Raw genomic sequence first — 12,976 nt, 5'->3', positions numbered from 1 at the left:
CGCCCCGGGGCAACTCGCCGTGCGCTCTGCCGACGCCGATCGGGGCGCGGCTGCCTATCGTCGGAGGGCTGTGTCCCTTCGAGCGAACACGACGGATGCCCTATGAACAACAGCCCGAAGCAACCCGCTCGTCCCCCGGTCGAGGCGGCGCGGGTCGGCGACGCGCACCCGCTGTCCCTGGCGCTGTTCGCGCTCACCCTCGCCAGCGGACTGATCGACGCCGTCAGCTACCTGGGCCTGGGCCACGTCTTCACGGCCAACATGACCGGCAACGTCGTCGTGATCGGATTCGCGCTGGCAGGCGCCCCGGGCTTCTCCATCACCGGGTCGCTGATCTCGCTCGGGGCGTTCCTGGTCGGCGCCGTCGTCGCGGGCCGCCTCGCCGCGCGCTTCGCCGCCGGGAGCCGGCAACCGTGGGTCCGTGCCGCGCTGATCACGGAGACCACGCTGCAGGCGGCGGCGACGGCCGTCGCGTTCGCCACGCACGGGCAGACCGAGCTGCTCATCGGACTGCTCGCCCTCGCGATGGGGCTGCGCAACGGGACGGTCCGCAAGCTCGGCATCCCCGACATGACGACCACCGTGCTGACCCTCACCATCACCGGCATCGGCGCCGACTCGTCGCTGGCCGGCGGGAACAACGCGCGGGTGCGGCGTCGGCTGCTCGCCATCGCCCTCATGGTGACCGGCGCGACGCTGGGCGCGGTGCTGGTGCTGCACGGGCATCTGCCGTGGGCGCTGCTCGCCAGCACGGTCGTCCTCGTCGCGGCCGCGGTCGGATACCGGGAGCCGAAGACCGACCGGTCTCAGACGGCGGGCGCCTGACGCGGGGCGCCGCAGCTGTCCGGGGCGGCAACAGGTCGGGCGCGGTGCGCAAACCGGCACCGCGCCCCGCTGCCCGGATTCCGGCCGGGCGTGCTGTCAGATGGTTCCGCGGAGCTTGGCCAGCGCCTCGGCGAGCAGGATCTCGCCGTCCTCCTGACTGCGGCGCTGCCGGACGTAGCCCAGGTGGGTCATGTAGGGGGTGCTGCCCGGGGCAGCGGGGACATTGTCCTGGTCCGGGCCGGCCGGCAGGCCGCACCTCGGGCAGTCCCACACCTCGGGAACCACGGCTTCGAGCGCGAAGTTCGGCCGGCTGTGGTGGCCGTTGCCGCACCAGAACGACACCGCCCTGCGAGGGGCGAGGTCACCGCGCTCCGGCTCCCCCATCGGCCCCGACCCGATCCGGGCGCCTCGGATGCCGCTACGTCCCTGTGCCATCTGCTCTCCTCGGCCATGATGTCCACGCCTCGGATGTGCATGGGACGCCCAGCGTACGTGCACTTTTCGACTACGTGAACCGCAGCCCGCAGGACGTACCGTTCGGGCCCCGCGGCGAGGCCGCCTCTGTCCTCGTCGAACCCCCGCCGCGAAGGCAGCCCTGTCATGGTGCAGGGCTGCCTTTACCCTGGGCGGACCATGCCATGCCCTATCGCGCGTGCTCCCTGGCGAACGCGCGTCCGCCGAGATCTGCCGCCGCAACCGCGCCGCTCTGATCGCGCGTAAAGATGCCGCGCTGCCCGGCCAGCCCGCCCTCGGTGACGATGAACTCGTCCGCCTCGCCCGGCAGCAGACCCATGCTCGCGACCGACAGGTCGGGAGGAAGTTCGGTGTCCGTGGCCGCGCGGACCTCCGGCCGGAAGAACGGTGATCTCAGCGGCGGCCTTCGCGTCCGCGAGTGTGAACTCCGGCAGGTAACGCTGGACCGGCGCGTCCAGCTCGACCCTCCCCTGCTCCACCAGGACCATCAGCGCGCTCGCTGTGTAACTCTTCGAAACCGAACCGAGCAGGAACAGCGTGTCCTGATCAACCGGCAGCGGGTTCTCGGTGCTCGTCACCCCGTGCGTCGCGTAGCTCTCCCGGCTCTCCGTCCACACCCCGACTGCGGCGCCCGGGATGCCGAACTTCCCGGCGAGCCCTGCGACCACTTCCGCCAACGTGTACTGAGACATCAGTCCCCTTGCCCATCGTTCAGCTCGGCGTCAAGCCACACCCCCCCCGGGCGTGATCAGCGAAAGTAGCAGCACCGAGGTCCGAGTCAGGGAGCTTTTGATCTTTGTCCGCCTTTGTGGTGATCACTCAACCGAGCAGGAGTGTGGGAGGTGCCCGTCAACCGGGCACCTCCCACGGGCGCGTGGACGCGTCGAGGCTCGGCTCTCAGCTTCCGGCGGTGAAGGCGGTGCGGAGGAAGGTGATCGCCTGGGTGATCGCCGCCTGGGCCGCGTGCGTGGGGCGCAGGGCGTTGAGCATCACGAAGTCGTGGATGATGCCCTGGTACCGGGTCGCGGTGACGCGGACGCCGGCCTGGCGGAGCTTGTTGGCGTAGGCCTCGCCCTCGTCGCGCAGGACGTCGGCCTCGCCGGTGATGACGAGCGCCGGGGGCAGGTCGGCGAGCTGCTCGAGGGTGGCGCGCAGCGGCGACGCGGTGATCTGCGCGCGCTCGGACTCGTCGGTGGTGTACTGGTCCCAGAACCACTGCATGGCGTCGCGGCGCAGGAAGTAGCCGGTCGCGAACTGGTGGTAGGAGTCCGTGTCGAAGCTCGCGTCGGTCACCGGGTAGAACAGCACCTGGCCGACCAGCGGGATGTCGCCCTCCTCCTTGGCCATCAGGGTGAGGGCGGCGGCCATGTTGCCGCCGACGCTGTCACCAGCGACGGCGATGCGGGTGGCGTCCAGGCCCTTGCTCGCACCGTCACTGACGATCCATCGGCCGACCTGGTGGTTCTGCATGATGGCGACGGGGTAGGCGGCCTCGGGCGAGAGGTCGTACTCGGGGAAGACGACGGCGGCGTTCGCTCCGACGGCGAGTTCGCGCACCAGGCGGTCGTGGGTGTGGGCGTTGCCGAAGACCCAGCCCGCGCCGTGGATGTAGATGATGACGGGCAGCGCGCCCGTGGCGCCCGCGGGCTTGACGATCCGGACCTTGACGTGGCCTGTGGGCCCGCCGGGGACAGTGATCCACTCCTCGTCGACGGCCGGCTTGGCGATCTCCCCGGACTGGACCTCGTCGACGGCCTTGCGGCCCTCGACCGGACCCAGGTCGAACAGGTACGGCGGGTTCGCCGTCGCCTCTGCGAACCCCTGCGCCTCGGCCTCGAGTACCGGAGAAACGGGCGTGTAGTCGTCAGACATTTCTGATCTCCCTCAGCGTCGAACAAAGATGTCGGCGGGACCGGCACCGGCCGATGGCCCCGTCCAGCATGCTGCCGATTCTGGTCGCCCGCACCCCAGACTCGTTGACGTTCCGCGCATGGTCCTGACCCGGGAGTGCACCGCTTGGGCCGCCGGTATCCTGCGGGACCGACCGTGGACCAGAGGAGTTGGACTTGTCGGACGACCACGGCCACCCGCGCCGGTTCACCCGCTCGGAGACCGCCAGGGCCGAAGCGTTCAGCGACGGCGTGTTCGCCATCGCGGTGACCATCCTGGTCCTCGGGCTCACGGATCCCCCGCACAAGCCGGGCGGACTGGGACGCGCCCTGCTGAGCCAGTGGCCGGTCTATCTCGGCTATCTCGCGTCCTTCAGCTACGTGGCGGTGATCTGGCTGAACCACCATCAGGCCTTCGTGCGGATCCGCGCGATGGACCGCGGACTGCATGCCGCCAACCTGCTCCTGCTCTTGACCTCCGCCGCACTCGCGTTCCCCACGGCGGTGGTGTCGGAGGCGCTGCAGCGGAACGTCTCGGGCGCCGACGCCCGCGTGGCCGTAGCCCTGTACGGCGGGATAGCAGCCGCGATGTGCGGCAGCTGGCTGCTGCTCTACGCCCAGCTGGGCCGGCACCCGGAACTACTGGACCACGCGGCCGAATCCACGTACGTCGCCCATGGCCGACTCCGTTCCTGGTTCGGAGCGGTGGCCTATCTCCTGGCCGGGGCGGTCGGCGTACTGGTCTCGCCGCTCATCGCCCTGGTCGTGTTCATGGCGCTGCCGGTCTTCTACTTCATGACCACCGAAGGGCTGCCCGGCCGCCCCTCGACCACCCCTGCTGGCGACCCCTCCCCCCGCGCCGAATGACGAAGGACCGGCACAGGGACGGTCGTCGCCCCTGGGCCGGTCCGCACGTTCGTCCGCTCACCCCAGCTGGTCAGCCCAGTCGGCGGGGACCCGCTCGGCAGGGCCCGGGACGGTCTGGTCGGCAGGGTGGCTCTCCGGCGGCGCCAGCTGCGGACCCGACTCGTACATCTCCGAGGTGTCGTAGTCCCAGAACCACGTCTCGCCCGGCTCGAAGCTGCGGATCACCGGGTGTCCGGTGGCCTTCGCGTGAGCCGTGGCGTGCTTCGACAGCGAGTCGTCGCAACAGCCGATGTGGCCGCAGAGTGCGCAGCGACGCAGATGGAACCACCATCCGCCGGCGGCGTCGCACTCGACGCAGCCGGTACCGCTCGGCGGGACGGTGGGGTCGATCGCGTTCTGTGCGGTCATGTCTGCTCCCTATGGGCGTCGGGTTCGATGTCGCTGTCGGGTTCGGTGAGCGGGAGGCGTACCTGGAAGCGGGTGTCGCCCGGCACGGACTCGACTCTCAGGTCGCCGCGGTGGCGGTTGACGACGATGCGCCAGGAGATGTCGAGACCGAGCCCGGTGCCCTCGCCGACGGGCTTGGTGGTGAAGAACGGGTCGAAGACGCGGTCGCGGATGTCGCGAGGGATTCCGGGACCTGTGTCACCGATCTCGACCAGCACGCGGTCGCCGTCCCGCGCCGTGCGCACCGTGAGAGTGCCGTCCGCAGCTGACCCGCCGAGCGCGGAGACGGCGTTGTCGATGAGGTTGGTCCACACCTGGTTGAGCTCGCCGGGGTAGCAGGGGATCGGGGGCAGCGTGCGGTCGTAGTCCTTGACGACGCGGATGCTCGGGCCGATCTTCCTGGAGAGCATCACCAGCGTGCTGTCGAGGAGTTCGTGGACGTCGGCCCTCCGGTGCGGGGCGCGATCGAGCTGGGCGTACTGCTTGGCCGCCGTGACCAAGGCGGAGACGCGGCCGGTCGAGTCCTCGATCTCGTTCATGAGGAGCTCGGTCTCGACGGTGCTGTCGAGCCAGCGGAGGGCCGGGCCGAGAAACTCCGCGGGCAGGGCCTGCGCGGCCCGGTCCAGCCAGTCGGCGTCGAGACCGGCTTGCACGAACACCGGCGCGAGCTGCCACCCGTCCGCGACGTCGTGCTCGTCGAGCCAGTCGAGGACGGCGTCCTCCTGGTCCGCGGCCTGCAGCGGGCTGAGTTCAGCGAGCTGGGCGAGGCGTTCGGCGGCGCTCTCGTGGAGTTCGGTCAAGGCGTCCAGGTTGGCGCGGTGGTGGGGGTCGGCCGCGATCTCGCCGAGCCAGCGGTGCATTCCGGCGACGCGCTCCCTGAGGGCCGAGGCGGCCCGCGCCGCGGCGGCGGCCGGGTTGTTGAGCTCGTGGGTGAGTCCCGCGGTCAGCGAGCCGAGGGCCAGCAGTCGCTCCCGCTGGCCGATCGCTTCCTGGGTGTTCTTGGCTCCGAAGAACAGCCCCTCCAGCAGATGGACGGCCATGGGGAACCACTCGAGCATGATCTCCGCGAACGTGTCCGCGGGAAGGACGAAGAACCGTGAGGGCTCGGTGATCCGCATCGAGTTGTTGTAGACCTGTGGCACCTGGTCGCCCAGGTACGCCTGGAAGGCCCCGGCGTACACGCCGCGCGCGGAGCTCCGATTGACGTCGATCTCCTGCCCGCCGACCTGGCGCGAGAGGATCACCGTCCCCTCCAGCAGAACGAACAGGCACGCGGCCGGATCGCCCTCCCGGTAGACCGTGCCGGTGTCGAAGCGGTACACGCGGCCCTCGCGGCAGAGCCGCGCCAACTGGTCGGATCCGAGCTTCTCGAACAGGAACAGCGAACGCAGCTCGTTCTCCTCGCACAGCTCGGGGCCGCCGGTCACGACTGCTCCAGATAGCGGTGCACGAGCATCACGGCCATGGCTCCCTCGCCGACCGCTGAGGCGACCCGTTTGGCGGACTCGGCGCGTGCGTCCCCTGCCACGAACACTCCCGGCACGTTCGTCTCCAGGTGGTACGGCGGCCGGTCCAGCGCCCATCCGGCCGGCGGGCGCCCGTCGGCCGTCAGGTCGGGGCCGGTCGGGATGAATCCGTGCGCGTCCCTGGTCACCGTGCCGTCCAGCCAATCGGTCATGGGGGCCGCGCCGATGAACACGAACAGCCACTGTGCGTCGACATCTTCGGTCTCCCCGCTCACGGTGTTGCGCAGCCTCAGCCGCTCCAGATGCTCTTCGCCGTGGACCGCCGCCACCACCGTGTCGGTGCGCACGGAGATCGAGGGGGCGTCCTCGACCCGCTCCAGCAGATAGTGCGACATCGAGGCGGACAGCGACGCGCCGCGCACCAGCAGGGTGACCGACTTGGCGCCCCGGGCCAGGAACATCGCGGCCTGGCCCGCCGAGTTCGCCCCGCCGACCAGGTACACGTCCTGGCCCTGGCAGGCGGGGGCCTCGGTCAGCGCCGAGCCGTAGTACAGCCCGCGGCCGGTCAGCTCGGCCGCGCCCGGCACGTCGAGCTTCCGGTAGGACACGCCGGTCGCGAGGATCACGCAGTGCGCAGAGACGGTGGAGCCGTCGGAGAACCGCACCGTGCGCGCCGCGCCGTTCACCTCCAGCGCGGTGACCTGCCGCGTCGTCAGCATCTCGGCGCCGAACTTCGCCGCCTGCCGGCGGGCCCGATCCGTGAGCTGAGCCCCGGAGACGCCGTCGGGAAAGCCCAGATAGTTCTCGATCCGGGAGCTCTGGCCCGCCTGGCCTCCGGTCGCCGAGCGCTCGACCAGGACCGTCCGCAGCCCCTCCGAGGCCCCGTACACGGCCGCGCCCAGTCCCGCCGGCCCGCCGCCGACGATGACGAGGTCGTAGAAGTCGGCCGCCGGAGTCGTCGAAAGGCCGACCCGCGTGGCCAGCTCCCGTTCCTCCGGCTCGACGAGCACCGCACCGTCCGGAGTGACCACGAGCGGCAGCCGGAGCCCGTCCTGTCCCGCGGCGGAGAGCAGCCTGCGGCCCTCCGGCTCATCGGAGGAATACCAGCGGTAGGGCACCTGGTTGCGGGCCAGGAACTCCCGGATCTGCGAGGACGCGGCCGACCAGCGGTGCCCGACGACCTTGGTGGTGCCCGCCTCGCGGCCGTCGGTGGCCCGCCAGGTCGCGAGCAGATCGTCCACGACGGGGTAGAGCTTCTCCTCCGGCGGTTCCCACGGCTTGAGCAGATAGTGGTCGAGGTCGACCACGTTGATCGCGTCGATCGCCGCGTCGGTGTCGGCGTAGGCGGTCAGCAGCACCCGCCGCGCGCCGGGGAACAGGTCGATTGCCTGCTCAAGGAACTCGATCCCGTCCATCTGCGGCATCCGGTAATCCGCCAGGATCATCGCGACCGGGACGCCCCGCAGCTTCAGCTCACGCAGGGCGTCGAGCGCCGACTCGCCGGACTCGGCGCGCACGACCTGGTACGCGTCTCCGTAGCGCCGGCGCAGATCACGGGCGACGGAGCGGGACACCGCGGGATCGTCGTCCACGGTCAGAATGACGGTCCGTGCCGTGCCGGTCGGGTCTGCCATGTGTCTCCACCCGGGACTGGTTCAGGAATGGTCGACGGGTCTTCCGCAAGGGATACCCGCCGTCCATTGTGCTCGTCGATCACGCGAACGGCCGCTCAAACGACCCCGCCGTGCGCGGTCGGAACAGGACTGCGCGTGTGCGGTCATCGACGCCGTCCGCGGCGCTCGCCGTGGTGACGGCGACCACACGGGCGGTACTGAACCGTCAACATTCACCCGGCTCCCGTCAGGATCGCGTCAGGGCCGCTCACAGCCCCCGGAACAGCGGGAATAGCGTTCGTGATGCGCCGCGGCCCACTGCTGCGGCTGAGGTCTGACGCTTCTCCTGTGAAGGGTTGCCACCATGAACGCGTACCTGTGCGGGGACGATCCGGAGCCTTCGGAACGTGTCCCGGCCGGACTTCTCCTGGTCCCGGTCCGGTCGGGTCCCGCAGGATGCACCACCCGCCTGTTCCGCACGCCGCTCGGCGGCCGGACGGCGGTCGGCTTCACCAGTGCGAGGCAGTTGACCGAGGTGCTCGGCCCGGGTCAGCCCTGCGTCCGGCTGTCCGAGACCGCGCTGCGGTCCCTCGTGGCCCCGCTCGGCGTCACCACCGTCACGATCGACCCGCAGCTGGCGGCGTCGCCCGCCGCCGCGCTGCACGACCCGGCTGCGTGGCACGGCTGGGAGTCCGGACGTCTCGGCAGCCCCCGCCTACGGATCGCCTGAGGAGTGGCAACCATGACAACCACTCTGCCGCACCCGGTAACTGACGCCCGCGACGGCGAGGACCTGTCCGTCTGGCCGGCCTCGACGCGGGTCGCGCCGCACGGTGACCTGACCGTCGGCGGCGTATCACTGGCTGAGCTGGCCGAGCGCTTCGGCACTCCCGTCTACCTGCTCGACGAGGATGAGGTCCGCGGCCGTTGCCGCGCCTACCGGCAGGCCTTTCCCGACGCCGAGATCCTCTACGCCGCCAAGGCGTTCCTCTGCCGGGCGATGGCTCACTGGGTCCGCGAGGAGGGCCTGGGCCTGGACGTGTGCTCGCGCGGCGAGCTGGAGTTGGCGGTGACCACCGGCTTCCCGCCCGAGCAGATGGTGCTGCACGGCAACGCCAAGAGCCCGGACGAGCTGGACGCCGCCCTGCGGCTTGGCGTCGGCCGCATCGTCATCGACTCCACCGCCGAGATCGCCCGGATAGCGGCCCTGGTGCCGCAGGGCGCACGGCAGAAGGTACTGTTGCGGATCGCGCCGGGCATCGCCGCCGGTGCCCATCCGGCCATCCGCACCGGCACCGTGGACCAGAAGTTCGGCCTGGCCAGCACCGACGGCAGCGCGCAGCACGCGGTCGCCCGGGTCCTGGAGCAGCCCCGCCTCGAACTGGTCGGCCTGCACTGCCACCTGGGCTCGCAGATCACCAGCGTCAAGCCCTACGTGCAGGCCGTGCGCCGCCTGGTCGGCATGCTCTCCTGGGCCCGCCAGGTCCACGGCGTCACCCTGCCCGAGCTCGATCTGGGCGGCGGCCACGGCATCGCCTACCGGCCGGGCGAGACCGCGCTCGACATCCGGGCCCTGGCCGTCCGGGCGCAGGCCGAACTGCACTCCGCCTGCACGACGGTGGACCTGCCCGTGCCCCGACTGACCCTGGAGCCGGGACGGGCGGTCGTCGGGCCCGCCGGAGTGGTGCTCTACCGGGTGCTGTCGGTCAAGCGCACCGGCCGCCACACCTTCGTCGCCATAGACGGCGGCATGAGTGACAACCCCCGACCGGCTCTCTACGGCGCGCAGTACGCGCCCCGGCTGATCGGACGCGTCGGCTCCGCGGAGCTGCAGCCGGTGAACATCGTCGGCCGTCACTGCGAGGCCGGGGACGTGCTGGCGAGCGGCGCGCTGCTGCCGAGCGACATCCGTCCCGGCGACCTGCTGGGTGTTCCGGCGGCCGGCGCCTACCAGGTGTCGATGGCGTCCGGCTACAACCTGGTCGGCCGCCCGCCAGTCGTCGCCGTCACCGGCGGCACCGCGCGGCTGCTGGTGCGTCGCGAATCCCTCGCCGACCTGCACCACCGCGACATCGGCCTCTGACTCCCCCTGACCGTGCCCCCGATCCCATGGTCGGGGCGTCGGTCCCGCCTGCCCACATGTCTGCCCACATGTCTGTCAATTGTCCCTGTTCATCCGTGAATGCGAGATTCCCTCGTGAGTGCTGACCACGTCATCGGCCTCCTGATCGCGGCCGCTCTGATCGGTTACCTGATCGCCGCCGTGAAGTTCCCGGAGCGCTTCTGATGACCGCCCCCGCCTCCGCCGCCGCCAGACCCGAGCAACCGGAGCGCCCCGTGCGTCCGCCCGATCCCGTCCGCCCGCACCGCGTCGGCGCGGGCATGCTGGACCCCAGACAGCTGTGGCGCAGCCTGCCCGCCGCACTGCGCAAGCTCGACCCGCGCACCCTCTACCGCAACCCGGTCATGTTCGTCACCGAGATCGGCGCCGTACTGACGGCGGACGTCCGCGCCGTGGGCGCGGAGCCTGGCGGCGTGCGCCGGCGGGGTGCTCCCGGGCAGGAAGATCGTCGCGGGGACCGGTCTGACGGCAGCTCACTCCAGCCTCTTCGGCTGGCTGATCACCGGCTGGCTGTGGCTGACCATCGTCGCCAACCTCGCCGAGGCCGTGGCCGAGAGCCGCGGCAAGGCGCAGGCCGACACGCTGCGCCGCACCCGGCAGCAGACCACCGCCCGCCGGCTCGTCGGCTGGGAGCCCGGCGCGGACCTGGCCTCCTGCCTGGAGGAGAGCGTCCCGGCCACCGAGCTGCGGCGCGGCGATCTCGTCGCGGTCGCGGCCGGGGAGCTGGTGCCGGGCGACGGCGATGTGGTCGCCGGTGCCGCCTCGATCGACGAATCGGCCATCACTGGTGAGTCCGCGCCGGTGATCCGTGAGTCCGGCGGCGACCGGTGCGCGGTGACCGGCGGCACCACCGTGCTGTCGGACCAGGTCGTGGTGCGGATCAGCCAGGAGCCAGGCGAGAGCTTCCTGGACCGGATGATCGCCCTGGTCGAGGGCGCCAACCGGCAGAAGACCCCGAACGAGCTGGCGCTCAACCTGCTGCCGGTGATGCTGACCTTCGTCTTCCTGGTCGCGGTGGTCACCCTCCAGCCGATGGCGATCTTCTCCAAGCACTTCATGGGCGCGGCCCACGACACCGCCGCGATGACCGGCCAGGGCGTCACCGGCATCGTGCTGGTCTCGCTGCTGGTCTGCCTGATCCCGACCACCATCGGCGGCCTGCTCTCCGCGATCGGCATCGCAGGCATGGACCGGCTGGTGCAGCGCAATGTGCTGGCCATGCCCGGCCGCGCGGTCGAGGCGGCCGGTGACGCCAACACCCCCGGCATCAACTTCAGCGCCCTCGCCACGGGAGCAGCACTCATCCTGGCCCTGCTCAACTTCCTCCCCGCGCTCTCCCTCGGGCCCGTCACGGAAGGACTGCAATGAGGAGTTCACCCTGAAGGCTGCAGGTCACCTGGGTCCGGCATAGGCCGAGGGTCGGGCGCTTGGACCGAACGCGCGCGAGCGCCTGGTCCGCGCTCCATCAGCGAGTGTGTAGCCTGCCGCCGGAGACGCCCCTTCCCAACCGCGGTTCTGGTGACCCGCCCGCGCCCCCACCCGTGACCTGAAGGAACGACAGCCATGGCCAGCACCACCCCCGCCCTTCCCGCCGAGACCGACCTGGGGCAGTTGCGCAACCAGGCCAAGGACCTGCGCCGGGCCGTCCAGCGCGGCAAGCCCGGCGCCGTCGAGCGCACGGCCACGACCGGCCGGGTGGACCCGGCCCGGTTCTCGATACGCGATGCGCAGCACGTCATCGCCCGCGAGCACGGCTTCGCCCGCTGGCAGGACCTGGTCTCCGCGTTCGGCAACCGGCAACCGCGTGAGCGCGATCTCCACCGCTGGTTCGCCGTCGAGCTCAACAACGCGCTCGGGGACCTGCTCTTCGACCTCACCCCCGACACCCCGCGCGCAGAGCAGGACCGCGCCCTCTACCAGGCCTACGCAGCGTGCTACCACTGGCTGGAGGCAGGCACCCCGGCCAACCACGGCCGCGGCGAGTACAGCATCGCCCAGACCGCGCTGGCCATCGGCCGCCCGGAGACAGCCGCCCACCACGCCCCGCGCTACGCAGAGCTGATCGCCGAGCACCCCGACGCGTTCAGCGACTGGGACCGGGCCCTCGCCACCGAGATCCGGGCCCGGACGGCCGCCGCCACCGGCTCACCGGACGCATGGGAACTCAAAGCCCAGGCCCAGTCCCTCACCGACCACATCGCCGACCCCGACGCCCGCGAGGTCGTACAGGACCGCCTCGACCGCGGCCCCTGGTTCGCGCTGGAAGGGCAGCCTGAAGCCACGGACCCGATGGACTGACGCTGGGGTGACTTCCGTACGCCGAGCTCGGCCTCAGCGCGCGGTGTTCGGGCGTTCCGCGGAGTCGAGGGCGGAGCCGGCGTGGTCGGCGAGGGTCACAGCGGTGAGGCGGGCCTGGAGGGAGGGGGTCGCGCCGGGGGTTGGGCGGATCATGAAACGGCCGACGAAGCGGCCGCTCGCGAAGGCGCGCAGCTCGAGCTCCTCGTCCGGGAGCCCGGCCCGGTCCACGTCCCAGACCCGGCGGCCGAGCAGGATGCTGCCGTCCTGGTCGAGGCGTGGCGGGTGGCCGAGCAGGGATCCGTACTCGAAACGGCAGGAGCGCGCCTGGAGCAGTCGGATCAGTTGCTCGGAGACGTGGGCGATGACGGCGTCGGGGGACGCGCTGGACTGGGCGAGCTGGGCGGTGTCGTGGATCTGCGCGAGGTAGCCGGCGTCCGTGACGGCGATGACCCGCATCCGGCGGGCGTGGACGGCCAGCTGCGAGACCACCAGGCCGACCGCCAGCAGCAGCACCGCGGTCGTCACGTCGCTGGACTTGCTGATGGTGAAGCGCTGGTAGGGCACGGTGAAGAAGAAGTCGAACCACAGGGCCGCCGACAGGGCCGACAGCGCGCCGGCGATCCGGCTGCCCAGCACCGCCACCGCGACCACGGCCACCACCAGGACGAGCGCGACATCGGTGTTCGACAGATGCGCGCGCCACGGCAGCAGCACAGCGCACACCGCCAGTGGTGCGGCGATCCCGACGATCACCGGCACCGGCCCGCGGACCAGGTACCGAGGCATGGTTCACCTCCCGCAACCGCGCGGCAGAGCCGTTCCTGCCCGTCAGGGATGTTATGCCCACTGGCGGTGCGGTGATGTCCGACCGCTTCGGGCTCGGGTCAGCAAGCCGAAGCCCTTACGGGCAGACCCTGACCGGGTGAAAATCGGGTTGGTGGCCGTCTGGCCGACGTCGTGCCGCCTTGGCGCGTT

Annotated in this window: 13 protein-coding genes and 2 pseudogenes; 7 read left to right on the top strand and 8 right to left on the bottom strand. The window is 71.2% G+C overall.

Going from position 1 to position 12,976, the window contains the following annotated elements; genetic code table 11:
• Positions 1–102 precede the first annotated feature (102 nt).
• A complete protein-coding gene (locus tag ABIA32_RS29255; RefSeq protein WP_370101895.1) occupies positions 103–825 on the top strand; it encodes a YoaK family protein in 723 nt (240 codons plus the stop codon).
• A 96-nt stretch (positions 826–921) separates the two neighbouring features.
• Here the strand turns inward: ABIA32_RS29255 and ABIA32_RS29250 are convergent, their stop codons facing one another.
• The 4 genes and pseudogenes from ABIA32_RS29250 to ABIA32_RS29235 all read right to left on the bottom strand — a co-directional run bounded on the left by ABIA32_RS29250 (position 922) and on the right by ABIA32_RS29235 (position 3,171).
• Complete coding sequence (locus ABIA32_RS29250; protein ID WP_370101893.1) at positions 922–1,260, bottom strand: RNA polymerase-binding protein RbpA; 339 nt, start codon at positions 1,258–1,260, stop codon at positions 922–924.
• 208 nt (positions 1,261–1,468) lie between these two features.
• Complete coding sequence (locus tag ABIA32_RS29245; protein WP_370102114.1) at positions 1,469–1,618, bottom strand: hypothetical protein; 150 nt, start codon at positions 1,616–1,618, stop codon at positions 1,469–1,471.
• Positions 1,619–1,694: 76 nt separating this feature from the next.
• Positions 1,695–1,991 (bottom strand): annotated as a pseudogene (locus tag ABIA32_RS29240) (serine hydrolase domain-containing protein); the annotation flags it as partial.
• Positions 1,992–2,196: 205 nt separating this feature from the next.
• On the bottom strand, positions 2,197–3,171 hold the full coding sequence (locus ABIA32_RS29235; protein WP_370101890.1) for an alpha/beta hydrolase: 975 nt from the start codon (positions 3,169–3,171) through the stop codon (positions 2,197–2,199).
• Between the two features lie 194 nt (positions 3,172–3,365).
• Between ABIA32_RS29235 and ABIA32_RS29230 the strand changes: the two genes are divergently transcribed.
• Complete coding sequence (locus ABIA32_RS29230) at positions 3,366–4,055, top strand: TMEM175 family protein (protein ID WP_370101887.1); 690 nt, start codon at positions 3,366–3,368, stop codon at positions 4,053–4,055.
• A 57-nt stretch (positions 4,056–4,112) separates the two neighbouring features.
• On the opposite strand, the gene ABIA32_RS29225 is transcribed toward ABIA32_RS29230, so the two are convergent.
• The 3 genes from ABIA32_RS29225 to ABIA32_RS29215 are packed head-to-tail and all read right to left on the bottom strand — an operon-like array spanning position 4,113 to position 7,602.
• Complete coding sequence (locus ABIA32_RS29225) at positions 4,113–4,463, bottom strand: UBP-type zinc finger domain-containing protein (RefSeq protein ID WP_370101885.1); 351 nt, start codon at positions 4,461–4,463, stop codon at positions 4,113–4,115.
• Entirely contained in the window at positions 4,460–5,929 is a 1,470-nt protein-coding gene (locus tag ABIA32_RS29220) for an ATP-binding protein (protein ID WP_370101882.1), read from the bottom strand. The genes ABIA32_RS29225 and ABIA32_RS29220 overlap by 4 nt, the downstream gene beginning before the upstream one ends.
• Positions 5,926–7,602, bottom strand: a complete 1,677-nt coding sequence (locus ABIA32_RS29215; protein WP_370101879.1) for an FAD-dependent oxidoreductase — start codon at positions 7,600–7,602, stop codon at positions 5,926–5,928. The genes ABIA32_RS29220 and ABIA32_RS29215 overlap by 4 nt, the downstream gene beginning before the upstream one ends.
• A 343-nt stretch (positions 7,603–7,945) precedes the next feature.
• Between ABIA32_RS29215 and ABIA32_RS29210 the strand changes: the two genes are divergently transcribed.
• From ABIA32_RS29210 to ABIA32_RS29190, 5 genes and pseudogenes are all read left to right on the top strand, one after another.
• A complete protein-coding gene (locus ABIA32_RS29210; RefSeq protein ID WP_370101877.1) occupies positions 7,946–8,311 on the top strand; it encodes an SAV_915 family protein in 366 nt (121 codons plus the stop codon).
• A gap of 12 nt (positions 8,312–8,323) precedes the next feature.
• On the top strand, positions 8,324–9,664 hold the full coding sequence (lysA, locus tag ABIA32_RS29205) for a diaminopimelate decarboxylase (RefSeq protein ID WP_370101874.1): 1,341 nt from the start codon (positions 8,324–8,326) through the stop codon (positions 9,662–9,664).
• A gap of 114 nt (positions 9,665–9,778) precedes the next feature.
• The gene (locus ABIA32_RS29200) at positions 9,779–9,868 is read left to right on the top strand and encodes a potassium-transporting ATPase subunit F (protein WP_370101871.1); all 90 of its coding nucleotides are present in this window, start codon (positions 9,779–9,781) and stop codon (positions 9,866–9,868) included.
• 95 nt (positions 9,869–9,963) lie between these two features.
• Positions 9,964–10,963 (top strand): annotated as a pseudogene (locus ABIA32_RS29195) (potassium-transporting ATPase subunit B); the annotation flags it as partial.
• Positions 10,964–11,266: 303 nt separating this feature from the next.
• Positions 11,267–12,001, top strand: a complete 735-nt coding sequence (locus tag ABIA32_RS29190; protein ID WP_370101868.1) for a hypothetical protein — start codon at positions 11,267–11,269, stop codon at positions 11,999–12,001.
• A gap of 33 nt (positions 12,002–12,034) precedes the next feature.
• On the opposite strand, the gene ABIA32_RS29185 is transcribed toward ABIA32_RS29190, so the two are convergent.
• On the bottom strand, positions 12,035–12,787 hold the full coding sequence (locus tag ABIA32_RS29185; RefSeq protein WP_370101865.1) for a DUF4118 domain-containing protein: 753 nt from the start codon (positions 12,785–12,787) through the stop codon (positions 12,035–12,037).
• Positions 12,788–12,976 lie beyond the last annotated feature (189 nt).

Origin of the sequence: Streptacidiphilus sp. MAP12-20, from assembly GCF_041262525.1 — a bacterium.
Classification (GTDB): Bacteria; Actinomycetota; Actinomycetes; order Streptomycetales; family Streptomycetaceae; genus Streptacidiphilus.
Note: the sequence above shows the minus strand (reverse complement) of the source record. Positions and strands in the feature narration are given on the sequence as shown.